Source organism: Sphingorhabdus sp. (assembly GCF_044338195.1).
Taxonomy (GTDB): Bacteria; Pseudomonadota; Alphaproteobacteria; order Sphingomonadales; family Sphingomonadaceae; genus Sphingorhabdus_B.
Genome location: NZ_JBIIMC010000021.1, coordinates 14,307 through 35,092, shown reverse-complemented (window position 1 = coordinate 35,092; position 20,786 = coordinate 14,307). Strand labels below are relative to the sequence as shown.

At 56.7% G+C, this 20,786-nt stretch carries 21 protein-coding genes; 7 read left to right on the top strand and 14 right to left on the bottom strand.

Going from position 1 to position 20,786, the window contains the following annotated elements; genetic code table 11:
• Positions 1-219 precede the first annotated feature (219 nt).
• From rpmF to ACIQZK_RS07455, 5 genes are all read left to right on the top strand, one after another.
• On the top strand, positions 220-396 hold the full coding sequence (rpmF, locus tag ACIQZK_RS07475; RefSeq protein WP_183941905.1) for a 50S ribosomal protein L32: 177 nt from the start codon (positions 220-222) through the stop codon (positions 394-396).
• 23 nt (positions 397-419) lie between these two features.
• Positions 420-1,445: a phosphate acyltransferase PlsX gene (gene plsX, locus ACIQZK_RS07470; RefSeq protein WP_397575580.1), complete on the top strand. Its 1,026-nt coding sequence runs from the start codon at positions 420-422 to the stop codon at positions 1,443-1,445.
• The gene (locus tag ACIQZK_RS07465; protein ID WP_397575579.1) at positions 1,442-2,410 is read left to right on the top strand and encodes a beta-ketoacyl-ACP synthase III; all 969 of its coding nucleotides are present in this window, start codon (positions 1,442-1,444) and stop codon (positions 2,408-2,410) included. The genes plsX and ACIQZK_RS07465 overlap by 4 nt, the downstream gene beginning before the upstream one ends.
• A gap of 87 nt (positions 2,411-2,497) precedes the next feature.
• Entirely contained in the window at positions 2,498-2,788 is a 291-nt protein-coding gene (locus ACIQZK_RS07460; RefSeq protein WP_397575578.1) for an integration host factor subunit alpha, read from the top strand.
• A 6-nt stretch (positions 2,789-2,794) separates the two neighbouring features.
• The gene (locus ACIQZK_RS07455; protein WP_397575577.1) at positions 2,795-3,160 is read left to right on the top strand and encodes a MerR family transcriptional regulator; all 366 of its coding nucleotides are present in this window, start codon (positions 2,795-2,797) and stop codon (positions 3,158-3,160) included.
• A 2-nt stretch (positions 3,161-3,162) separates the two neighbouring features.
• Here ACIQZK_RS07455 and ACIQZK_RS07450 read toward each other — a convergent pair whose 3' ends face one another.
• From ACIQZK_RS07450 to ACIQZK_RS07440, 3 genes are read right to left on the bottom strand one after another with little or no spacing between them, the layout of a single operon-like run.
• Complete coding sequence (locus ACIQZK_RS07450) at positions 3,163-3,684, bottom strand: GNAT family N-acetyltransferase (RefSeq protein ID WP_397575576.1); 522 nt, start codon at positions 3,682-3,684, stop codon at positions 3,163-3,165.
• Positions 3,681-4,226, bottom strand: coding sequence for a SixA phosphatase family protein (locus ACIQZK_RS07445; RefSeq protein WP_397575575.1), 546 nt, complete (start codon positions 4,224-4,226; stop codon positions 3,681-3,683). Before ACIQZK_RS07445 ends, ACIQZK_RS07450 begins: the two co-directional genes overlap by 4 nt.
• Positions 4,223-6,958, bottom strand: a complete 2,736-nt coding sequence (locus tag ACIQZK_RS07440; RefSeq protein WP_397575574.1) for an ATP-dependent DNA helicase — start codon at positions 6,956-6,958, stop codon at positions 4,223-4,225. Before ACIQZK_RS07440 ends, ACIQZK_RS07445 begins: the two co-directional genes overlap by 4 nt.
• A gap of 39 nt (positions 6,959-6,997) precedes the next feature.
• Here ACIQZK_RS07440 and ACIQZK_RS07435 point away from each other — a divergent pair, with 39 nt between their 5' ends.
• Positions 6,998-8,563, top strand: a complete 1,566-nt coding sequence (locus ACIQZK_RS07435; RefSeq protein ID WP_397575573.1) for a lysine--tRNA ligase — start codon at positions 6,998-7,000, stop codon at positions 8,561-8,563.
• A gap of 42 nt (positions 8,564-8,605) precedes the next feature.
• On the opposite strand, the gene ACIQZK_RS07430 is transcribed toward ACIQZK_RS07435, so the two are convergent.
• From ACIQZK_RS07430 to ACIQZK_RS07390, 9 genes are all read right to left on the bottom strand, one after another.
• Entirely contained in the window at positions 8,606-9,670 is a 1,065-nt protein-coding gene (locus ACIQZK_RS07430) for a fatty acid desaturase family protein (RefSeq protein ID WP_397575572.1), read from the bottom strand.
• A gap of 57 nt (positions 9,671-9,727) precedes the next feature.
• Positions 9,728-10,615 (bottom strand): alpha/beta hydrolase fold domain-containing protein, encoded by an 888-nt coding sequence (locus tag ACIQZK_RS07425; RefSeq protein ID WP_397575571.1) that lies wholly within the window; start codon positions 10,613-10,615, stop codon positions 9,728-9,730.
• Between the two features lie 96 nt (positions 10,616-10,711).
• Entirely contained in the window at positions 10,712-12,520 is a 1,809-nt protein-coding gene (locus ACIQZK_RS07420) for a DUF885 domain-containing protein (RefSeq protein WP_397575570.1), read from the bottom strand.
• 169 nt (positions 12,521-12,689) lie between these two features.
• Entirely contained in the window at positions 12,690-13,400 is a 711-nt protein-coding gene (locus ACIQZK_RS07415) for a prolyl hydroxylase family protein (protein ID WP_397575569.1), read from the bottom strand.
• A 12-nt stretch (positions 13,401-13,412) separates the two neighbouring features.
• Positions 13,413-14,681, bottom strand: coding sequence for an amidohydrolase family protein (locus tag ACIQZK_RS07410; protein ID WP_397575568.1), 1,269 nt, complete (start codon positions 14,679-14,681; stop codon positions 13,413-13,415).
• A 34-nt stretch (positions 14,682-14,715) separates the two neighbouring features.
• Positions 14,716-15,408, bottom strand: a complete 693-nt coding sequence (locus ACIQZK_RS07405; protein ID WP_397575567.1) for a M15 family metallopeptidase — start codon at positions 15,406-15,408, stop codon at positions 14,716-14,718.
• Positions 15,405-16,754: an acetyl-CoA carboxylase biotin carboxylase subunit gene (gene accC, locus ACIQZK_RS07400; RefSeq protein ID WP_397575566.1), complete on the bottom strand. Its 1,350-nt coding sequence runs from the start codon at positions 16,752-16,754 to the stop codon at positions 15,405-15,407. The genes ACIQZK_RS07405 and accC overlap by 4 nt, the downstream gene beginning before the upstream one ends.
• Before the next feature lie 3 nt (positions 16,755-16,757).
• Positions 16,758-17,201 carry an acetyl-CoA carboxylase biotin carboxyl carrier protein gene (accB, locus tag ACIQZK_RS07395; RefSeq protein ID WP_397575565.1) on the bottom strand — a complete coding sequence of 148 codons (444 nt, stop codon included), beginning with the start codon at positions 17,199-17,201 and terminating at the stop codon, positions 16,758-16,760.
• A 74-nt stretch (positions 17,202-17,275) separates the two neighbouring features.
• On the bottom strand, positions 17,276-17,716 hold the full coding sequence (locus tag ACIQZK_RS07390; protein WP_397575564.1) for a type II 3-dehydroquinate dehydratase: 441 nt from the start codon (positions 17,714-17,716) through the stop codon (positions 17,276-17,278).
• 87 nt (positions 17,717-17,803) lie between these two features.
• On the opposite strand from ACIQZK_RS07390, the gene thiS reads away from it, so the two are divergent.
• Positions 17,804-18,799 carry a sulfur carrier protein ThiS gene (gene thiS / locus ACIQZK_RS07385; RefSeq protein ID WP_397575563.1) on the top strand — a complete coding sequence of 332 codons (996 nt, stop codon included), beginning with the start codon at positions 17,804-17,806 and terminating at the stop codon, positions 18,797-18,799.
• Positions 18,800-18,851: 52 nt separating this feature from the next.
• Here thiS and ACIQZK_RS07380 read toward each other — a convergent pair whose 3' ends face one another.
• Positions 18,852-19,595, bottom strand: a complete 744-nt coding sequence (locus ACIQZK_RS07380; protein WP_397575562.1) for a LytR/AlgR family response regulator transcription factor — start codon at positions 19,593-19,595, stop codon at positions 18,852-18,854.
• Positions 19,592-20,719 (bottom strand): sensor histidine kinase, encoded by a 1,128-nt coding sequence (locus tag ACIQZK_RS07375; protein WP_397575561.1) that lies wholly within the window; start codon positions 20,717-20,719, stop codon positions 19,592-19,594. The genes ACIQZK_RS07380 and ACIQZK_RS07375 overlap by 4 nt, the downstream gene beginning before the upstream one ends.
• Positions 20,720-20,786: the final 67 nt, after the last annotated feature.

Here is a 20,786-nt window from a genome sequence, read left to right as displayed (position 1 = left end):
GGGTTACGGGTAAACTCAACATATATACTCTCCCTGTTCGTGTGCGGTGCTTATCTGCTATCTCACGGGTTGCAAAGCCCGGAAAAAGAAGTATAGCGCGCGGCTCACACAGACATGTGCGGTTGACATAGGCTGATTCTGGCGATTGCTTGCCACGACCACCTCTTTCGCCTAGCATGCCCTAGAACTTATTGATTTTGAAATGGAACAGGTGCCGAGATGGCTGTCCCCAAAAGAAAAACATCCCCTTCGAAGCGCGGCATGCGTCGCAGCCATGATTCGCTGACTGTTGCAGCGTATCAAGAATGCCCAAACTGCGGTGAACTGAAGCGTCCGCATCACCTGTGTGATGCGTGCGGCCATTATAATGGCCGCGAAGTGGTGGCAGTCGCCTGATCCTTCCTAAAGGAGAATAATAGGTGTCCACGAAACCGCGTATCGCCATAGACGCGATGGGCGGTGACGAGGGCGTGCCTGTTATGATTGCAGGTGCGGCTTTGGCGCGGCACCGGCACGAAAGTTTCAACTTTCTTTTGGTTGGGGATGAAGTCCGCATCAAAGCGGCGCTTGATCAACACCCCAATCTGCGCGCTGCCTCCGAAATCCTGCACACCGACGACGTCGTAACGGCGGATGATAAGGTCAGCGCAGCTCTGCGTAAGGCCAAGACCAGCTCCATGGGCATGGCGATAAACGCCGTAAAAACTGGAGAAGCCAGCGCGGCTGTCAGCGCAGGCAATACCGGCGCGCTGATGGCGACCGCAAAACTCGCCTTACGGACCATGCCCGGGATCGACCGGCCGGCGCTTTCTGCGCTTTTGCCGACGCTGGAAGACACCGACGTGGTGATGCTCGACCTGGGCGCAAACACCGAGTGCGAAGCGAAAAACCTGGTTCAGTTCGCCATTATGGGCGCGGCCTATTCCCGCATCATTTTCGGTTTTGACCGCCCGCGGGTTCGGCTTTTGAACATTGGCACAGAAGAAATGAAAGGCACCGAGCAGCTGCGCGATGCTGCCTTGCATCTGCGCAATGCAACCGGCCTGCACATGGATTTTCAGGGATTTGTCGAGGCGGACAAAATCAACCGCGGCGAATGCGACGTTGTCGTTTGCGATGGCTTCACGGGAAATATCGCGCTGAAGTCCATTGAGGGCACCGCCCGGTTCGTGACCGATTTGCTGCGCCGTGCGTTTACGAGCTCAGTGCGGTCAAAATTCGGCTTTTTGGTCTCGCGCCCCGCGACGGAGTTGCTGCGCCATCACCTTGATCCCAATAATCACAATGGCGCCGTCTTCATGGGGCTGAACGGTGTCGTGGTAAAAAGTCACGGTAGTGCCAATGTTAAGGGCGTGGCGAATGCAGTAGAAGTCGCCGCGCGGCTGGTGGAAGAAGATATTACGGCGCGCATCACGCAAGATCTGGCGCGGGTGCAGGCCGAATGACGGTTGCGACCCTTCATGCCGTTATTAAAGGCACAGGGTCCGCGCTTCCGCGCAACCGCGTATCAAACGCCGAACTTGCGGCCAAAGTCGACACGACGGACGAATGGATCACCGAACGCACCGGTATCAAATTTCGCCACATCGCTGAACCTGATGAAACGACATCCAGCCTTGCGATAGAGGCGTCGCGCAATGCGCTTGAGGCGGCGAATATGGCCCCGTCCGACATTGATTTGATTATTTTGGCGACGGCTACTCCCGATCAAACATTCCCTGCATCGGCCACCATCGTCCAGCACGCGCTCGGCTGCAATGGCGGCGTCGCCTTTGATGTCGCAGCGGTATGTTCGGGGTTCCTGTACGCATTTTCGGTGGCGGAAAGCATGATCCGCGCAGGATCGGCGCGCAACGCATTGGTAATCGGCGCAGAAACCTTCAGTCGCATCTTGGACTGGGAAGACCGCACAACCTGTGTGCTTTTTGGTGATGGTGCCGGCGCAGTTGTCCTGTCGGGCGAAGTGGGTACAAGGGGTGCCTTGGCCACGAAGCTGCATGCCGACGGCCAGCATAATGAATTATTATATGTCGACGGCGGCCCATCGACCACGGGAACGGTTGGCAAGTTGCGCATGAAGGGCCGCGAAGTGTTTCGGCACGCGGTCACCAACCTGACCAGCGTACTGTACGAAGTTCTTGAGGAAGCAGAGCTCACGCCTGCAGATGTCGATTGGGTCGTCCCGCATCAGGCAAATGCGCGGATTATTGAGGCGACGGCCAAGAAACTTGGGCTCGACGCCGACAAAGTGGTTCTGACGGTCGACCAGCATGCAAACACCTCTGCCGCCTCTGTTCCGCTTGCCCTTGATGTCGCCGTTCGGGACGGCCGGATTAAGGCCGGGGATGTCATTGTGATCGAGGCAATGGGCGGAGGTTTTACATGGGGCGCTTCGGTCGTTCGCATGTAACCGCTTTCCAACGATCGCTGTTTTACAATTGAAAATTCTGCTGTATATTGTGGATATTGAGGGTGGATGCACATCCGGAGACCGTAAATGGCAGACACAGGAACTTTAACACGCGCCGATCTGGCGGAAATTCTAAATCGTCAAATCGGTTTGTCGCGCGCTGACGCGGCAAATATGATTGAGTCTATTCTGGATCATATGACCACCGCTGTGCTTGATGGTGAAAATGTAAAAATATCCGGTTTTGGGACCTTTGTTTTGCGTGACAAAGGCCAGCGGGTAGGGCGTAACCCCAAAACGGGTGTGGAAGTGCCCATAACGCCGCGTCGGGTCCTGACATTTCGGGCCAGCCAAGGCATGCGTCAAAAGGTCAAATAACCCATCATGGTTGAAAAATCGGCGGACGCATTTCGAACCATTGGCGAAATGGCGCAGGTTTTGGGCGTTCGGACGCATATTTTGCGTTATTGGGAAGAGCAATTTCCAATGTTGAACCCACTGACCCGCGCGGGTGGCCGCCGTCTATATCGGCCGGACGACGTGGCCTTGCTGCACACTATCCACCGGTTGCTTTATAGCGAAGGATATACGGTCAAAGGCGCGAGACGCTTTTTGGAAACAGGTGACGTTCCTGCCCTAGCGCCAGCGCCGGTTGCTGCATCAGCCCCCGTTGCGACTGCCCCACAGTTTGATCTTTCCGCGCTGCGTGCCATTCGCGATAGGCTCGCATCCGCGCTTGCTGCGGCGTAAGTTCAAATAAGCGTCCGCGCGTAGACCATATCGCGAAACGGGACATCCCCGACCATGAAGACGGTATTTCCAATCGCGGCAAAACCGGCGCGCTCATAAAAAGCCACCGCTTTTTCGTTGTTTTCATACACCGCCAACAGCATGCGTTTTGCGCCGCGTTCGGCCGCGATGGCAAAAGCTTGCTCAAGCAATTGTCGGCCATTGCCGCCACCTTGCCATGGCCCAAGCAAATAAATGCGCTTTAACTCAATATCCCCATCCTGTTGCAGGTCCGGGTGCGATGGCGGGGTTATCATGGCATAGCCGACGGGCGCGCCGAGCGGTGTTTCGCCAATCACGATATCGACACCGGGCTGCGCCAAGGCATGGGCATAATATTCCGGGCTGTGTTCGGTCCGCAAATGCGCGACAAGTGGTTGGCCGGGATGGTCAAAGGCAAAGGTCGCAAGGAATGTTGCGGATCCCAGAAGCGCCAGCGCATCCGCGTCATCCACGCCTGCTTTCCGCCAAATAACGGGGGTCATTCGTCTTGCGGCCCAAGATCGGGATCAAGATCGCGTGGCCGGATGAAATGCGTTAGCTGGCCACACGACCGCTCAACGTCCGCCCAATGGTCAATGTTTAGTTCCATACGCGCAATGGCGGCGGTGGGATATTTTTCCCAAACAAGGTCGCGCAATGGCGACGTGCCATCATCCGGGCAAATATCGAAAACCAGATCTTCCATGCCCGGATTATGCCCGACCATCAGAAGGTTTTTATGTTCGTCCGACTGGTCACGCAGCACGTCCATCAACGTGGCCGATGATGCCAGATATATCCGGCGGTCCCAATGGGGATCCATGCGTCCGCCCGTGCCCTTCACAAACTGGTCAATCGTGTCAATCACACGCACAGCGGGGCTGGCAACGACATGATCAAAAACCAGACCGTTGCGCCTCACCCATGTGCCCATCGTGACAGCAGCTTTCTCGCCGCGCTTGTTCAACGGGCGGTCAAAGTCCCGCGGCACCGAGTCATCCCAGCTCGATTTTGCATGACGAAATAATGTGAGCGTGAACGTCAAAACGGGTTGCTTTCATCGAGACTGATTTTGACGTCCTGCCGCAATTTTTCATCCGGCGAAAGGCCTGTTTTCACAGAAGCGACTGCCTCAGCCAACGTCACCCGTCGCACGGGCGTTCCCGTCGGAAAAGCCGTCAGTAGACGACTGGGCACGGCGGACGAGAGCAGAACAAAATGCCCCTTGTCGTCTGCACTGCGGATGAGGCGTCCAAATGCCTGCGCCATTTTTGCGCGAATGATGCGATCATCAAAATCAATGCCGCCATTCTTGAGGCGGCGGGCGCGGTGCAATATGTCGGGACGCGGCCACGGTATCTGTTCCATGATGACTAGGCGCAGCGAATGCCCCGGCACATCTACGCCATCGCGCAAGGCATCTGTGCCCAGCAAGCTGGCGTGCGGGTCATCGCGGAAAATGTCGACCAAGGTTCCGGTGTCAATCGGATCGACATGTTGGGCATAGAGCGGCAGGCCATCACGCGCCAATCGGTCGGCGATGCGCGCATAGGTTGATCGCAAACGCCGAATTGCCGTGAACAGGCCAAGGACACCGCCGCCCGATGCGGCGATCAATGCGGCATAGGCCCCCGCCAACGCCGCGGCATCGCCCTTTTTTATGTCCGTGACGATCAGGACCTCTGCCTGCGCCGTATAGTCAAACGGGCTGATCGCAGAGAAATGTGTGGCGGGCTTATCCAAATGCAGCGCGCCCGTGCGGGCCTCCGCATTTTTCCAGTCGCCGCCGCTGCGCAAAGTTGCCGATGTGGCAAGGACCCCATGGCTTGGTTTCAGGACGATGTCCGCGACAGGTTTCATCGGGTCAAGCCAGCGCCGGTGCATGCCGATGTCCATTTCGCGACCTTCGAACCTGTCAATCGCGAGCCAATCGACAAATTCAGAATCCACCGGGCCTACCGCGCGCGCCAGCATGGATATCCATGCACGGACCGTATCAATCCGCCAGCTTAAGCTCGCCATAGCGCCCTCAACGCGGGCTCTGGCACTACCATCAAGCCAATCGGGGGGATCGGACACCATCGCCTCAAGCCGCTGCCCCAGCACCGTCAGAGGACGTGCCAGCGCCTCCAGCGCGACGGCTGCGTCTGCGGCGGCATCGACAACCGCGGGGTCGGGATCGGCAAGTTCTGTTTCCAGACCATAGCCGCCTTCGGTGGCATTGGTTTCGTCGCGGGCAAACACCATCGCCCGAACCGCCGCCAAAAACCGTTCAATGGGGCCCGACGGCGTACCTTCTGCCAACCGCGCCAGCCAACCATCGCCGGGCAATGCTTCTGCCGCCATTCGTGCCATCTCGATGGCAAGGCCACCCTCTTCATCATAAGATGCGACATCAGCGAGGCGCGCCGACAAGCCGCGGCGTCGGCCGCGGGCTTTGCCTTCGGGGCCAATGACCCAGCGGCGCAGCTCGATCGTTTCTTGGCCCGTTAGCGCTGCCGCAAACATCGAGTCCGCAGCATCAAACAAATGATGGCCCTCGTCGAATATGATGCGGCTTGGGCGGTTGAGTTCATCCCGACCGCGCGCGGCATTGACCATCATCAGCGCATGATTGGCAATGACTATTTCGGCCTGAACCGATGATCGGGACGCGCGCTCGATGAAGCATTTTTTGTAATGCGGACATCCGGCATAAATACACTCGCCGCGCCGGTCGGTGAGCGCTGTCGACCCGTTGCGCCGGAACAATGTTGGCAACCATCCGGGCAAATCGCCGCCGATCATATCGCCGTCGTTCGAAAAAGCGGCCCAGCGCGCAACAAGATGCGCCAAGATGGCCGCACGACCGGCAAAGCCGCCTTGCAACGCATCTTCCAGGTTCAGCAGGCACAGATAATTTTCGCGGCCCTTGCGGACAACGACCTTGGATTTGAAGGTTTCATAGTCCGGATAAATACGCTGCGCTTCGCGGACCAATTGTCGTTGCAACGCCTTGGTAAAGGTTGAAATCCAAACCGTTCCGTCCGCTGCCGTCGCCCAAAGGCTGGCGGGTGCCAGATAACCAAGCGTCTTGCCAATTCCGGTCCCGGCCTCAGCCAGTAACATATTCGGTTCGCCTTTGCGCGCGCGGGGCGCAAAAATCTCCGCTGCGGCTTGCGCGAAATCGCGCTGTCCCTGCCGTGTTTCGGCTGACCCGCCAACAAGCGACGCCAGCCGTTGCTGCACGGCTTCGGCACCAAGGGTGACAACGCGCGGCGGTGTGCGGGGCGGTGCGTCCTCCCATTCGGGCAGACGGCTGAACAGCCAGCGTTCGGGCTTTTCGGGTTTTTTCAATCGCGCCAAAATCAGGTTGGACCATGGCCAACGCAGCCGCATCAACGCTTGCGCTGCGTCCCAAGCACCCTCGCGCTCCGCCCAGTCGGGCGCGTCAAGAACGGCAAGCAAAGTGCGCGCCGCCACCAGCAGAAATTGCGGAACCTCCTGATCTGTTGCCGGCGGCGTAATGCCCAAAGCCTTCGCCATGCCTTTTGGTGTCGGAACTGCAAAACGGGCTGGATATACAAAGGCGAACAATTCCAGCAGGTCGAGGCCCGATAAATCCGGATAACCAAGCCGCTGTGCCACCAATGGGGCATTCAACATGACCATCGGCGTTTCCGCCGCACGGCCAGCAGCTTCGCCTTTCCCGACGGTTGTTACCTGACCGTCGATGGAACCTACCCATATGCCGGCATGGCTTGCATGGAGCGCAGGAAAGGCTAGGGGAGTGTCCATACACATCTGATAGTCGTATTTGGAACGAAAGAGCAACACGTGACTGACCTTCGCGATATAGCAATGGCATCGAAAGCCTGGCCTTTTGAAGAGGCGCGGCGTTTGTTGAAACGGTATCCAAACGGCAAAGCGGACGGTGCGGCAATCATCTTTGAATGCGGCTATGGCCCATCGGGTCTTCCGCATATCGGCACGTTCAATGAAGTCCTGCGCACGACCATGGTCCGCAACGCCTTTGGAACGCTGTCCGACGCACCGACACGGCTGATCGAATTTTCGGACGATATGGACGGTCTGCGCAAGGTTCCGGACAATGTGCCAAACCAAGCGATGCTGACCGAACATCTCGGCAAGCCGCTGTCGCGCATTCCCGATCCGTTCGAAAAGTTCGAGAGCTTTGCTGCGCATAACAATGCCATGCTGCGCGATTTCCTTGACCAATTCGGCTTTGACTATGAATTTATCTCGTCATCCTCGCAATATGAGAGCGGGGCGTTTGATGCTGCACTGAAAAATGTGCTGCGCAATTATCAGGGCATCATGGACATCATGCTGCCAACCTTGCGCAAAGAACGCGCCGCGACCTATTCGCCGATTCTGCCGATTAGCGAAAAGACCGGCATTGTTCTTCAGGTGCCGGTTGAAGTTGTTGATGCCGAAGCTGGCCTCGTGCGTTTTGACGATGGCGGCGACCTTGTCACGCAGTCGATCCTTGGCGGCAAAGCGAAGCTGCAGTGGAAGGTCGACTGGGCCATGCGTTGGGTCGCAATTGGCGTCGATTACGAAATGTACGGGAAAGATTTGACCGACAGCGGCGTGCAATCCGGCAAGATTGCACGCGTCCTTGGCGGGCGTCCACCCGAGAGCCTGATTTATGAAATGTTCCTCGACGAAAAAGGCGAGAAGATTTCGAAGTCAAAGGGCAATGGCCTCGCGCTTGAGGATTGGCTGAAATACGGCACGGAAAATAGCGTTGCGTTTTATGCGTTCCGCGAACCAAAGAGCGCGAAGCAACTCCATTTGGGTGTGGTGCCCAAAGCGGTGGACGAATATTTCCAGTTCCGCGCGCAATGGCATGACCAACCGGTTGAAAAGCGGCTGGGCAACCCGGTCCACCATATCCACAATGGTCAAGTTCCCAGCGGGCAACCGCCGGTCACATTTGGTCTGTTGCTGAACCTTGTTGGTGTCATGGGTGCAGGCGCGACCGAGGAGCAGGTCTGGGCCTATCTTGGCAATTATGCCGACAATGTGTCGCCGGAAAATGCGCCTGAACTGGCGGAACTTATTCCCATCGCGCTTGCGTATAATCGCGACTTTGTTGCGCCGACCTTGCAAAAGCGCAAGCCCGAGGGTGTTGAGGTTGCGGCGTTGCAAACGCTCGACGCGCGTTTGGCGGAACTGCCTGCGGACGCGACTGCCGAGGACATACAAAATATCGTGTATGAAATCGGCAAAGAGGGCGGTTTCGAAAATCTGCGTGACTGGTTTAAGGCGCTGTATGAAACGCTGTTGGGCTCAAGCGCTGGTCCGCGCATGGGCAGCTTCATCGCGCTGTACGGGATTGCGAACAGCCGCCAGTTGATTGCGGAAGCGCTTGCATGAACCCGACGATGGCGACCGTTTGCGTCACCCTGTTCATCCGGTTTAAGCGGGCTGGGTGGCTCTAGGCCGGTTGACCGACTGCCGCAAAACATCGCGATAATTGGGCGAAATCGTCATGCGCGGATGATAGCCGCCATTGCCCAGCAGACGGTGGGTGTCGCGTAATTTGTAGCACGGCACACCCATGAATAGATGATGTTCGCTGTGATAGTTCACCCAATATGGCGCCACGGTCATGCGCGCCAAGGCGCCCGCATAGGTCGTGCGTGCGTGCGTGAATGGGTCGCCGCTGCCCGTCGGTGTGCAGGCGTGCTCGGCAATGTTGCGGATGCGCAGGAACAATTGAAATGTCGTCGCGAGCGCGGCCAGCCAAAGAAGGAATGGCGCCCAGCCCCATATGGTCAAGGATATCGCGAGCAAAATCGCCTGCACAGTCAGGAACCGGCCCACGGTACGCGCAGTCGTTTTGGCGCCTTCCACATTGGCGATTGGCGCGCCGACCCCGGCTCTGTTTTGCATGTTGAACGCCCGGCCTGCATGCGTATCGGCCTTACCCGCGCCGCTTTCGCCCCGCAGTATCGCGGCTACCCCTCGCAACGCCGCCGCAAATTGCGCACGCCTTTGTTTGAAGAAAGTTTGCCCGGTCAGGTCGCGTATGAACTTACGGCGCAGGCTGTCACGGCTGGTGGGAAACGGCGCGGACAAGGACAGGTCCGGGTCTTCGGCTTGCTGCGTGAATTTGTGGTGCGTCAGATGATAGGTGCGATAGGCGAACAGGTCGCTGCCCGTTGCAGCGCCTGACGGCCATTGCCCAAGCCAGTTGTTGGTTTTGCGATTGGGGTGCAGCAGACCGTGCGCGCCGTCATGCATCAGGATGGACAGCCCCAATTGCCGTCCACCCAATACGGCCAGCGCCAGCGGCGTCATCAATATCCCGGCAAGCCAGTGATAGTTCCACGCCGCAGCGCCACCAAATGCGGCAAGCGCCACGATGATCCACGCATGGATGATCAGCCAGATGCCGCGCCATAGGGACAAGGTCGTGATGGCACGCCAGTCATCCGATGCAAAAACATCGCGCGGGTTGGCTGCTTTTACCGCCGGCATGGAGCATCGCCTTTCATAGCAACTTCATATCGCAGCCAACCCCACCACGCAAATGCGTTACGCCACAGCCCGTGCCGCAAAGCCTGCCATCGCGGCCTGTGCCTTGCGTGACTCGCTGAAGCTGAAAATAGGCCAATCGTGCATCATGCCCGCAAGTTCAGTGAGATCAACCGATGGCACTTTGGCTTTCAACGCTCTGGAATCGGTGACCAAAATGTCATCGCCGCCCGCAAAGGCCAATATGGGTGGCAAGCCATCCCAGTTTCCAAAGATTGGGCTGCACCGTGGATCATTGCGGGGCAAGTCGCCTGCGTACAAACTACCGCCTTCGGCAATGCCGCTGATGGTCAAAATCCCGTCACGCGGTTCCGTTTTTAACTGGTCGGGATGTGCCGGGTCCAGGTCAAGCCAAGGGCAAATGAGCAACAGGCCAGCCGGCAGTGGTTGCGCGCCGTCGCGTGCCATTTGCGCCAATGCCGCGGTCAAGCCGCCCCCTGCGGAATCGCCACCCATGACGAACGGCGCGCCATTGATATCGGCTTGATACGCCGCGTAATAGGCGCTGGCCCATGCCGTAATGGCTTCGGCGGAGCTTTCCGGCGCGAGCGGATACAGTGGTGCCGTGATCGACCAGCCATGTTGTGACGCCATGTGGCTTAAGAATTTCCAGTGGATGTCCGTGGCTGAATAGACATAGCCGCCGCCGTGCCAGAACAAAATATGCGCGGTCGGCGCTCTATCCTTGGGCGCCACGTGCCAGACATTGCGGCCCTGAAATTCGCTCTGTCGAACGTCAACGTCGCCCTTCGCGATTGGTCGCGGCGTAGGCGCTGCCCGGACTTTGACGATGTTTTGTTGAAACTGCGGCCCGCCCGTAAACATTCGGCGATAATAGCCCGTGGTGCGCAAAACAAATCCAGCAAGGCTGGCGGTAAAACTTGGCATGATGACATTCCCCCTTATGACAAGCGCTATATCAAGGCAGGGGACCAATCAAGCTGTTCGCTTCCCGACAAGAATTCTCGCCGGGAAGCGCGCAGTTTACTTCGACGCGGCGATCCAGGCGTCGATCTTTTTCTCAAGCACGGTCAGCGGCAGTGCGCCGGTGTTCAGAACCTGATTGTGGAATTCGCGCACGTCGAATTTCTTGCCAAGTTCCTTCTTCGCTTTGTCTTTCAGGCGCTGGATAGTGAGGGCGCCAATTTTATAGGCCAATGCTTGTGACGGAATGGCAATGTAACGTTCGACCTCTGCCGTGGCGTCGGTTTTGCCCATATCGCTGTTGGCAAGCATATAGTCGATTGCCTGTTCGCGGGTCCAACCCTTGCTGTGGATGCCGGTGTCGACCACGAGACGCATCGCGCGTAGCATTTCGTCAGACAGCGTCCCAAAGCGTTGATACGGGTCTTTAAACAGGCCCATTTCGTAACCGAGGGTTTCGGAATATAGCGCCCAACCTTCGACATAGGCCGTGTTGCCGCCAAAACGCATGAACGCGGGAAGCTTTTCATTTTCCTGTGCGATGCTGATCTGGAAATGGTGCCCAGGTGCGCCTTCATGCAAATAAAGCGTGGTCATGCCGGGGATCGTGCGGCTTGGCAGGTCATAGGCGTTGAAATAAAATGTGCCCGGACGCGATCCATCAGGAGTGCCCTGTTGATAGCTGCCGCCTGCTTCATATTTCTCGCGGAATTCTTCATAGGGTTTAATTTCAAGCGGTGCCTTGGGCAGATATTTGAACTGCGTCGAAATCGTTGCGTCGACCTTTTTGCCGATGTCGTAATAACCCTGCGTCAGCGCATCACGGCTCGCCATTTTGAATTTCGGATCCGAACGCAGATGCTCGAAAAACTCGGGCAGGGTGCCTTTGAAGCGAACTTCATTCTTGATGGTTTCCATACCCGATTTAATCCGGGCAACTTCTGACAATCCCAGATTGTGGATGTCGTTTGCCTTCAATGGCAGGGTCGTCGTTTGCTCGATCATATATTGATACAGGCCTTCGCCGCCCTTCATGGCAGACAAGCCGACCTGTTCGCGCGCCAATGGCAAATAGCTGTCGCGCAGGAAGTCACGCAGACGGGCATTGGCTGGGTACAGACCGTTTACGATGATGTCGCGATATTCCGACGTCAGGCGTGCTTTGTCCGCATCGCTGAAATCCGCAGGAAATTTTAGTACCGGCCCATAATAAGGCGACTCTTCGGTCTTTTGCGCCAATTGTGTGTTCAGCTGGTCGATGACATTGCGGATCGTCATCTTCGTTTCGAATACGCCCGACGCCATGCCTTGGCGGAAACGGCCAATTGATGCGTCCATCAGGACGATGAATTCCTTGTGGCGCTTCAGGTTGTTTTCGTAATCCTGAACCGTCTTGAACGGCGCTGCACCCTGTCCGCTGGCGAAGGTCGGATAAAAAGTGTGAAAGCCGAAAAAGTGATTGAGTGGACGCACGACCGTCAGGTCCATGATTTCTTTGGACAGGCCCTTCAGCGCATCGATCTGGCTTTGTTTGTAAACGTCGTACGCAATCTGGTCGGTGTCATTCAACTTTGCGCGGTCGATTGTTTTTAAGCCATCGAGATTGGCCTGTGCTGCGCTGCGTTCATTGTCGAAATAGGTGTCGGAGATGAAATCGCCAAAGCGGTCCGCATAGCGCATATCGCCGCGGAACATGGCGTTGAGCGGGTTGCGCTTCAGGCTGGCTTCGTCGTCCGCAGCGAACAAAGCAGCGAGCCGCTGGCTTTCCGTCGCGGTGGCCTCGGCCGTCACCGTTTGCGCGTGCGCTGCGCCATATGGCGCCAATAATGCAGCGCTGACGAGAAGAAGAATGCGTGGGCTATGTTTCATATCGGTCTCTCCAAAAATTGTGTTGGACGCATCAATATTATGTTGCGGTCAAGTATTAGCGGATGTCTGACCTCCGCGTGCCCGGCACAAGATAAATTCGACAGACGACGGATAATCTGTGGCAGACGATATACAATATTTGCAATCTGTTACCGTATCGTTTCCGCAATCAGGACGGCTTTTGCGTGTTGAGCTCAAGCCAGTTATTTTGCCGGTACCATTTTGTAATCACATGCTTCACGCCGCGGGTAACAGGCGTTCCGGTATGCAGCGTTTTATAATTCAGTGATCCGTCGAGCTGCATATTATTCCAGATGAGCATCATGCCCGCTTGCGGTCGCACGCCAAGGCCAAGATGTGGGAATTCGGTTGTGCCGCCTTCTTCTGGTTCATTGAGGAATATCATCGCAGTCCAGCTGCGCTGGCCGCCGGCTGGGCCTTCCTTAAGCCAATAGCTTTGGCTGGGATGAAAAAAGTCGTGGTGCGCCTTAAACTCCTGACCGACCTGATAACGCTGCCCCTGCATCGTTTCGGCATAGCTGTTGTCGATGCCCAAAACATCGCTCATCCGCGCCTCAATTTTGGCGATGAACGCATCCCAACGGTTCAGGTGACAGCTGTAGCTGGTCCGGAAACCCGCTTGCTCGGTCCCTTTGTACAATGTCGACGGCACGGCATCGGCATCAATTTTGGCGATCATCGTTTTGCAATCCGCTGCACCCAAAAAGCCCTGATACACATATAATTGCGCATCAGGGTGATCGACCTGCTGGACAAGCGGATTGGCATTCAGTCGCTTTGTGACGTGCGAACCAATCCGCGACAGCTTTGCCGGATCGTTATTGGAATCGAACTCCTTGATAGGCGTATCAGGCTGCATCTTATCACCGAATCACGGAACGATACGTCCTCTTACCATGACCCACTCGGCCTTTTCGAGCGTGCGGATATTTGTCAGCGGATTTTCATTTACGGCGACCATGTCGGCGGAATATCCCACGGCGATCCGGCCGATTTCATTTTCCAGCCCGAGCGTTTTGGCTGCAACGGTTGTTGCGCTGGCCAGTGCCTCGGTCGGCGTCATGCCCGCGTTTACCAGCAAAGCAAACTCACTGGCATTGCTGCCATGTTCAAAGACGCCAGCATCGGTTCCAAAGGCGACAGTCACGCCCAACGCCTTGGCCAGCTTAACCTGAAGCCCTGCAAATTCGAGCGCCTGCTTGGCCTTGACCTCAACGGTCGGCGTGTAAATCCCTTTGCCAAGGCGGGCGCGCACGCCCTCCAGCGCCATCAATGTCGGGACCAACGCCGTGCCCTTGGCCTTCATCACCTTCAAAGCGGCTTCATCCGCAAATGTGGCATGTTCGATGGAATCGATTCCAGCTGCTGCCGCTGCCTCAATGCCCCGGGCGCCATGGGCGTGCGCCATGACCTTTAGGCCAAGTGAGTGCGCGGTGTTGGCAATGGAGACCATTTCCTCATTGGTGAAATGCGCTTCCAGCCCTCTGCCCTGTTGCGACAATACGCCACCGGTCGCAGTAATCTTGATGACATCTGCGCCCGCCTTTGACGATTTTCGGACCTTTTCGGCGCATTCGACTGGGCCAGTGCAGGTGAAACCCGAATCCAGCGCGGTCAAAACGTCGCTGCGGAAGCCAGTGACATCGCCATGCCCGCCGACGATCGACAATGCTGGACCAGCCGCGATAATGCGCGGGCCAATGATGCGGCCTTCCGCGGTACCGCGGCGCAGGACAAAAGCAGTATTTTGCGCAGAACCGGCTTCGCGCACCGTTGTGAAACCTGCTTTGACGGTCAATGCGGCGTTTTTCACGCCCATGACGACGCCCCATTCATCAGGGTTGACGGCTTCGTCGCGGAAATCATCGCCGGGGTCGCCGGTCAGATGGACGTGAAGGTCGATGAGGCCGGGGACCAATGTTTTGGTCGAAAGGTCAACCACCCTATCCGCCTGAAACGGATTATTCGTGCCTTTGGCGATATTTTTGATGCGCCCGTCTTCGACCAAGATAACCGCTGGGCCAGTTGGACCAGTGGCCGCGTCGGGAACCAGATTGCCGACAATGATTGCTTGCGTCGCTGCCAATGACGGGGCTGAAACACATAAAGCTGCACCAGCGAGTAAAATCTTACGGAACATCAAAAAACCTCTCTTATGTTTATGCACGGCCTCGTTACACGACTTTGTTAAACGGTATGTCCATGACCGGGAATTGTTCCCAGCCGGTGAAGTCGAAATGCCACCATTCGTTCGAAAGGCCCACAAACCCCTCGGCCTCCAAATAGCCTTGTAAGCGGGCACGGTTGGTCAATGCTGCCGGGGTCGCACCCATATAATCGCGATGGGCCTTTTCGGAAAAATCATCGAACTCGCTTGGCATCTCGACCAGCTGTCCGGTGCGCAAGTCATGCAAAGTCAAATCGACGGCACAGCCACGATTATGTTTGGACCCGCGTTTGGGGTTCGCCACATATTCTTTCTTGGGGCCGACCGGCGTTGCGTCCCATAATTTTTTGGTTATCCGCCACGGGCGATAGGCGTCATAAATTGTCAGGCCAAAGCCATCCGCCTGGGCGGCCTTGCTGGCGCGCGCGACCGCTTGCGCGGCAGGGGCGGCCAGAAAGGCACGCGCTTCGTCGTACAGCACGCGCCCAGTGAAATTGTTGGCGGTCGCATAACGCATATCAAGCCTGATCGCAGGATCGAGTGTGACCAACTCGATCAGACGCTTGGGATCGTCAGCTTTAAGCCGCGCGGCGGCATTGGCGGGGATGAACGACACATCGCGGTCGGGACCAACCGGAACACAGCTGGCCAGCGGCAGTGCCGCCAGCCCAAAAGCCACCTCCCGGCGGGAGAGGATCATTTTGCGTCTTTCGCCAACCACTCTTCAAGCCATTTGATCGTATAATTTCCATTTTGGAAATCAGGCTCTTCCAACAGCCGCTGATGCAGCGGAATGGTCGTCTTCATGCCTTCAATCACAAATTCGCCAAGCGCACGGCGAAGCCGCATCAAGCAGCCCTCGCGCGTCTGGCCATAGACGATCAGCTTTGCGATCATGCTGTCATAATAGGGCGGCACTTTATAGCCATGATACAGGCCGCTATCGACGCGGACATAAAGACCGCCGGGCGGGTGATACCACGACACGGTTCCCGGCGACGGCATGAAGGTTTGCGGGTCTTCGGCGTTAATCCGGCATTCGACGGCATGGCCTGTGAAGGTCACGTCTTCTTGCGTGAACGAAAGCGGCTTGCCTTCGGCGACGCGGATTTGTTCGCGGACGAGGTCGATGCCGGTAATCATTTCGGTGACCGGGTGTTCGACCTGAAGCCGGGTGTTCATTTCGATGAAATAGAACTCACCATTTTCCCACAGAAACTCGATGGTACCCGCGCCGCGATAGCCCATGTCAGCCATAGCCTTGGCACAGATATTGCCCATGCGATCACGTTCAGCGGTCGCAAGAATCGGCGATGGGGCTTCTTCGAGAACTTTTTGGTGCCGGCGTTGCAGCGAACAATCGCGTTCGCCCAAATGGACGGCATTGCCGTTGCCATCGCCAAAAATCTGGAATTCAATGTGGCGCGGGTTGCCAAGATATTTTTCGAGGTAGACCGTCGCATCACCAAATGCGGCTTTTGCTTCGGACCCTGCTTGCTGCATTTGGGTCTCAAGCTCTTCTTCGCTGTTGACGACCTTCATGCCGCGGCCACCACCACCGGATGCCGCTTTGATAATTACCGGATATCCGATTTCGCGGGCAATTGCTTTGGCTTCGGCGACATCTTCAATTGCGCCGTCAGAGCCGGGTACAAGCGGCAAACCCAGTGCACCTGCCGAACGCTTCGCTTCAACCTTGTCACCCATCGTGCGGATATGTTCGGGCTTGGGGCCAATCCATTTGATGTTATGGCTCTCAACGATTTCCGCAAACTGCGCGTTTTCCGACAGAAAACCGTAGCCGGGGTGGATGGCGTCAGCATGGCTGATTTCCGCGGCGGAGATAATCGCCGGTATATTCAAATAGCTGTCGGTTGCAGATGGCGGTCCGATGCAAATGGCTTCGTCGGCGAGGCGCACATGCATGGCATCGGCATCCGCAGTCGAATGCACGGCAACGGTCTTGATCCCCATTTCATGCGCCGCACGGTGAATGCGAAGCGCGATCTCGCCGCGGTTGGCGATAAGGATTTTTTCGATCGCCATAGGTTAAGCAATCACCAGCAATGGCTGGTCAAATTCGACCGGTTGGCCGCTTTCGACGTAAATCGCGGTAACGGTTCCGGCATGTGGCGCGATGATGGGGTTCATGACCTTCATCGCCTCAATGATTAGGACGGTGTCGCCTGCCTTGACTTGCTGACCAACGCTGATGAACGGTGCGGCATCGGGCTCGGGTGTCAGATACGCCGTGCCCACCATCGGCGATTTCAAGGCATTTGCTGCAGTCGCAGGCGCGCTTGGGGCTTCTTGGACCGCAGCAACAGCAGGGGCCGCAACAGCAACGGGCGCTGCCGCCATAGGCGCTGCAACCGCAGTCATGGTCCGCGATACGCGAATTTTGCGCTCGCCGTCCTCAACCTCAATTTCGCTGAGACCTGTGTCGTTCAACATGGCCGCCAGTTCGCGGACAAGGTCCGTATCCACTTGCATGCTGCCACTATTTCCTGATTTCGCCACCATTTAAAACTCCCTGGGCCCCTAAACTTGGAATGATGCGCCTAATGTCAAAATTGTAACGCCGCGTCTAGCGCGAGTTCGTACGACTTTGCGCCATGACCTGCAAACACCGCCTTTGCTCCCATGCTGACATAGCTTAAATGCCGGAATGCTTCGCGTTTGTGCGGATCAGACAAATGCACCTCGAAAACCGGAACATTGATGGCCTTTATGGCATCAAGGATCGCGACCGAGGTGTGGGTGTATCCTGCCGCGTTTAACAACACCGCCTTGGCCCCCACGGCTTGAGCCTCTTGCAGCCAATCGACCAAATGCCCTTCATGATTGGACTGACGAAAGTCGATAGACGCACCGGCTGCCCGCGCGCGGTCATCCAGATGTCCGGCAATGTCATCAAGCGTGTCTGTGCCGTAAATTTCGGGCTCTCTGGTACCAAGTAAATTGAGATTTGGTCCATTCAGAACAAAGATTATCGGCTTATCAGCCAAAGTACGTCCCCTGATATTGTCAAAGCAGCGGTTGCGAACCGCATCATTACGGCACTATATGCGCGTCGATAAAAATAGCGAGATGAAATGACCTCTTCCCTTACCACCGATTCTATCTCCCTCACGCTTAATGGCGATCCGCGGCAATTTCGGGCCGGGGCAACCGTCGCTGACCTTGTCCGCGATATTGGGCTGGATCCGGCCAAGGTCGCGGTCGAGCGGAATCTTGAAATCGTGCCGCGTTCTACATTGGAAAATGTGCACTTGGCGGACGGTGATGTTTTGGAAATCGTCCATTTCGTGGGTGGCGGGCAAGACGATAGCTGGTCGGTCGCGGGGCGCCATTTCACATCGCGGCTGATCGTCGGTACCGGCAAATATAAGGATTTCGAACAAAACGCCGCCGCGCTGGTGGCATCGGGCGCCGAAATTATCACGGTTGCCGTGCGGCGCGTAAACGTTTCGGACCCCAAGGCACCGATGTTGACGGATTATATTGATCCAAAGAAATATACCTATCTACCAAACACCGCAGGCTGCTTTACCGCGGACGACGCGATACGCACGCTGCGTCTGGCGCGTGAGGCGGGCGGTTGGGACTTGGTAAAGCTTGAGGTGCTTGGCGAGGCAAAAACGCTCTATCCCGATATGCGCGAAACATTGAAGGCGACCGAAATATTGGCGAAGGAAGGATTCCTGCCAATGGTCTATTGTGTCGACGATCCCATCGCCGCCAAGCAGCTTGAGGATGCCGGTGCCGTCGCCGTTATGCCATTGGGCGCGCCGATTGGTTCGGGGCTTGGCATTCAAAACCGTGTGACGATCCGTTTGATTGTCGAGGGCGCGAAAGTGCCCGTGCTGGTCGACGCTGGCGTCGGGACGGCGTCTGACGCAGCAGTGGCTATGGAATTGGGCTGCGATGGTGTGTTGATGAACACGGCTATCGCGGAAGCCAAAGACCCCGTTGCTATGGCGACAGCGATGAAGCTGGCTGTCCAGTCAGGACGTATGGCCTATCTCGCGGGGCGGATGGGACGGCGTATGTATGCCGATCCGTCCAGCCCGCTTGCGGGTCTGATCTAAACAATCCCGGTCGCCCTCTCTGGCTGGCTCCGGCAAACAAAGCCGGAGTTTGCTATTTCCCGGCGAGCCGTTTGACCTCTGCCAGATATTTGCGCCCGATGCGCATCGACAGGTCTTCACCCAGCAACGCATGCCACACACCGCCGCCTTCGTGTCGAAGTCCGGTAATCAGGTCCCGGCGCACAATATGGCTGCGGTGGATGCGCTGGAATTGATCGGGGTCAAGCCGTTGTTCAAGCGTCGAGATTGTCTGGTGCAACAAATAACTGCGCCCGCCAGTATGCAGCCGCATATAATCGCGCTCGGCCTCAATCCGTTCAATATCCATTGCGGCAATGCGGATGAGTTCGGCGCGATGGGATACCCAAAATTCATGCGCATATCGGCTGTCGGATTTCGATATGGTGTTGGCAGGGCTAGTGTCGGCGTTTTGTGTGCCAGCTGCGCGCGCGATGGCGCGGCCCAGCCGCTCGCTCGACACCGGTTTTAAAACATAATCGACGACATCAAGGTCAAAGGCTTCGACGGCAAAATTATCGTAGGCCGTAATCAAAATGATCGCCGGTTTTTTGTGCATCAGGCCCAACGCACGCGCGGCGTTAATGCCGTCCATTTTGGGCATACCAATGTCTAGGAAAATCAGGTCAGGCGTAAGCTGTTGCGATATGCGCAGCGCCTCTACGCCATCATTCGCTGTGCCCACGACCTCGATAGCTGGATGATCGGCGCTCAGGGTTTCCAGCCGTTCAATGGCTAAAGGTTCATCGTCAACGATCAAGGTGCGCAGACGCTTCATGCCGCGATCCTGTGGCTCAAAGGCAGCGTGAGTATCGCGATGAACCCGCCGCTTTTGACAGACTGTGTATCGAGCCGTGCCGCAGACTTATATCGCGCCTCCAGCCTATCGCGTACATTGGCAAGGCCAATGCCATTTCCGCCGACATGTGCGGCGTCAACAGCCTCTCCATCATCAATGACACTCAGCACCAGATTATCATCGCGGCGATCTGCGCTGATCGTAATGGAGACCGGCCGTGTGGCCCGCGACACGCCATATTTGATGGCATTTTCGACAAGCGGCTGGAGAATGAGTGCAGGCACATGTTGGTTCATCAGCTCAGGTGGAATGTTGATGCTGACGCGCAGTCGCTTGGGGTAACGCACGCTTTCGATTTCCAGATACAGACGTTGCAGTTCCACTTCTTCTTCAAGCGTGACATCCTCCAACGGATCGGACGACAGGCTCGTCCGGTAAAAGTTGGACAAGTTCTGGATCATTGCTTCGGCCTCTTTGGGCTTACCGGTGATGACCAGGCTTGAGAGCGAATTCAGCGTGTTGAAAAGAAAGTGGGGATTGACCTGATAGCGCAGCGATCGCAGCTCGGCATCTTGGGCCGCTTGCGCAAATCTGGATGTTTTGCGTTCGGCTTCGCGCACTTCACGCGCATAGCCGATGGCGACATATAGCGAGCTCCACGCGATCAGGAAAAAATAATGGGTGACCGAAATGTCGGCGATTTCTTGCCAGAAGGACAGCCCCAATTGGGCCTTCAGATCTTCAAAACTGCGCCCGACGCTGGGGTCCTTAAAAAGGCTGATCGGATCATACAGGTTGAAGATATAGAAATTTGCGGACGCAAGCGCGATGGCACAGGGAATTGCGCCCAGAAACGCGACGCTGACGCGAAAACCCAGCGATCGCCGATCCGCCATCCGCAGACCAAAATATAATATCCAGGTGACCAATACGCCCACCAGCGCGACCATGAGGCGCCGTTCAAACAGCACCGTCTGCGCTGGAAAATCGAGCAAAGCCGCGCGCAGCGACAGGATGAGCGCGTAAAAAGCCCAGAACCCGATGATGGTGAGCAAAGCCATCTGGTGGCCAATCAGTGCTTTTCGCGAGGTGACGTTCTCCATAGCCCTTCATACCGGATTTTCAGCCGGTTGCACCACGGCTACCGTTTCTCGTCGAACGCTTCGCCGA

What these genes read in the sequence shown, in the direction of transcription:
- ACIQZK_RS07440 (WP_397575574.1), bottom strand. Translation starts at nt 6,958, where the DNA reads ATGGACACTCCCCTAGCCTTTCCTGCGCTCCATGCAAGCCATGCCGGC.
- accC (WP_397575566.1), bottom strand. Translation starts at nt 16,754, where the DNA reads ATGGCGATCGAAAAAATCCTTATCGCCAACCGCGGCGAGATCGCGCTT.
- ACIQZK_RS07430 (WP_397575572.1), bottom strand. Translation starts at nt 9,670, where the DNA reads ATGCCGGCGGTAAAAGCAGCCAACCCGCGCGATGTTTTTGCATCGGAT.
- ACIQZK_RS07450 (WP_397575576.1), bottom strand. Translation starts at nt 3,684, where the DNA reads ATGACCCCCGTTATTTGGCGGAAAGCAGGCGTGGATGACGCGGATGCG.
- ACIQZK_RS07380 (WP_397575562.1), bottom strand. Translation starts at nt 19,595, where the DNA reads ATGAAGCGTCTGCGCACCTTGATCGTTGACGATGAACCTTTAGCCATT.
- thiS (WP_397575563.1), top strand. Translation starts at nt 17,804, where the DNA reads ATGACCTCTTCCCTTACCACCGATTCTATCTCCCTCACGCTTAATGGC.
- ACIQZK_RS07460 (WP_397575578.1), top strand. Translation starts at nt 2,498, where the DNA reads ATGGCAGACACAGGAACTTTAACACGCGCCGATCTGGCGGAAATTCTA.
- ACIQZK_RS07425 (WP_397575571.1), bottom strand. Translation starts at nt 10,615, where the DNA reads ATGCCAAGTTTTACCGCCAGCCTTGCTGGATTTGTTTTGCGCACCACG.
- ACIQZK_RS07405 (WP_397575567.1), bottom strand. Translation starts at nt 15,408, where the DNA reads ATGATCCTCTCCCGCCGGGAGGTGGCTTTTGGGCTGGCGGCACTGCCG.
- ACIQZK_RS07375 (WP_397575561.1), bottom strand. Translation starts at nt 20,719, where the DNA reads ATGGAGAACGTCACCTCGCGAAAAGCACTGATTGGCCACCAGATGGCT.
- ACIQZK_RS07415 (WP_397575569.1), bottom strand. Translation starts at nt 13,400, where the DNA reads ATGCAGCCTGATACGCCTATCAAGGAGTTCGATTCCAATAACGATCCG.
- ACIQZK_RS07465 (WP_397575579.1), top strand. Translation starts at nt 1,442, where the DNA reads ATGACGGTTGCGACCCTTCATGCCGTTATTAAAGGCACAGGGTCCGCG.
- ACIQZK_RS07410 (WP_397575568.1), bottom strand. Translation starts at nt 14,681, where the DNA reads ATGTTCCGTAAGATTTTACTCGCTGGTGCAGCTTTATGTGTTTCAGCC.
- ACIQZK_RS07455 (WP_397575577.1), top strand. Translation starts at nt 2,795, where the DNA reads ATGGTTGAAAAATCGGCGGACGCATTTCGAACCATTGGCGAAATGGCG.
- ACIQZK_RS07420 (WP_397575570.1), bottom strand. Translation starts at nt 12,520, where the DNA reads ATGAAACATAGCCCACGCATTCTTCTTCTCGTCAGCGCTGCATTATTG.
- rpmF (WP_183941905.1), top strand. Translation starts at nt 220, where the DNA reads ATGGCTGTCCCCAAAAGAAAAACATCCCCTTCGAAGCGCGGCATGCGT.
- accB (WP_397575565.1), bottom strand. Translation starts at nt 17,201, where the DNA reads ATGCAAGTGGATACGGACCTTGTCCGCGAACTGGCGGCCATGTTGAAC.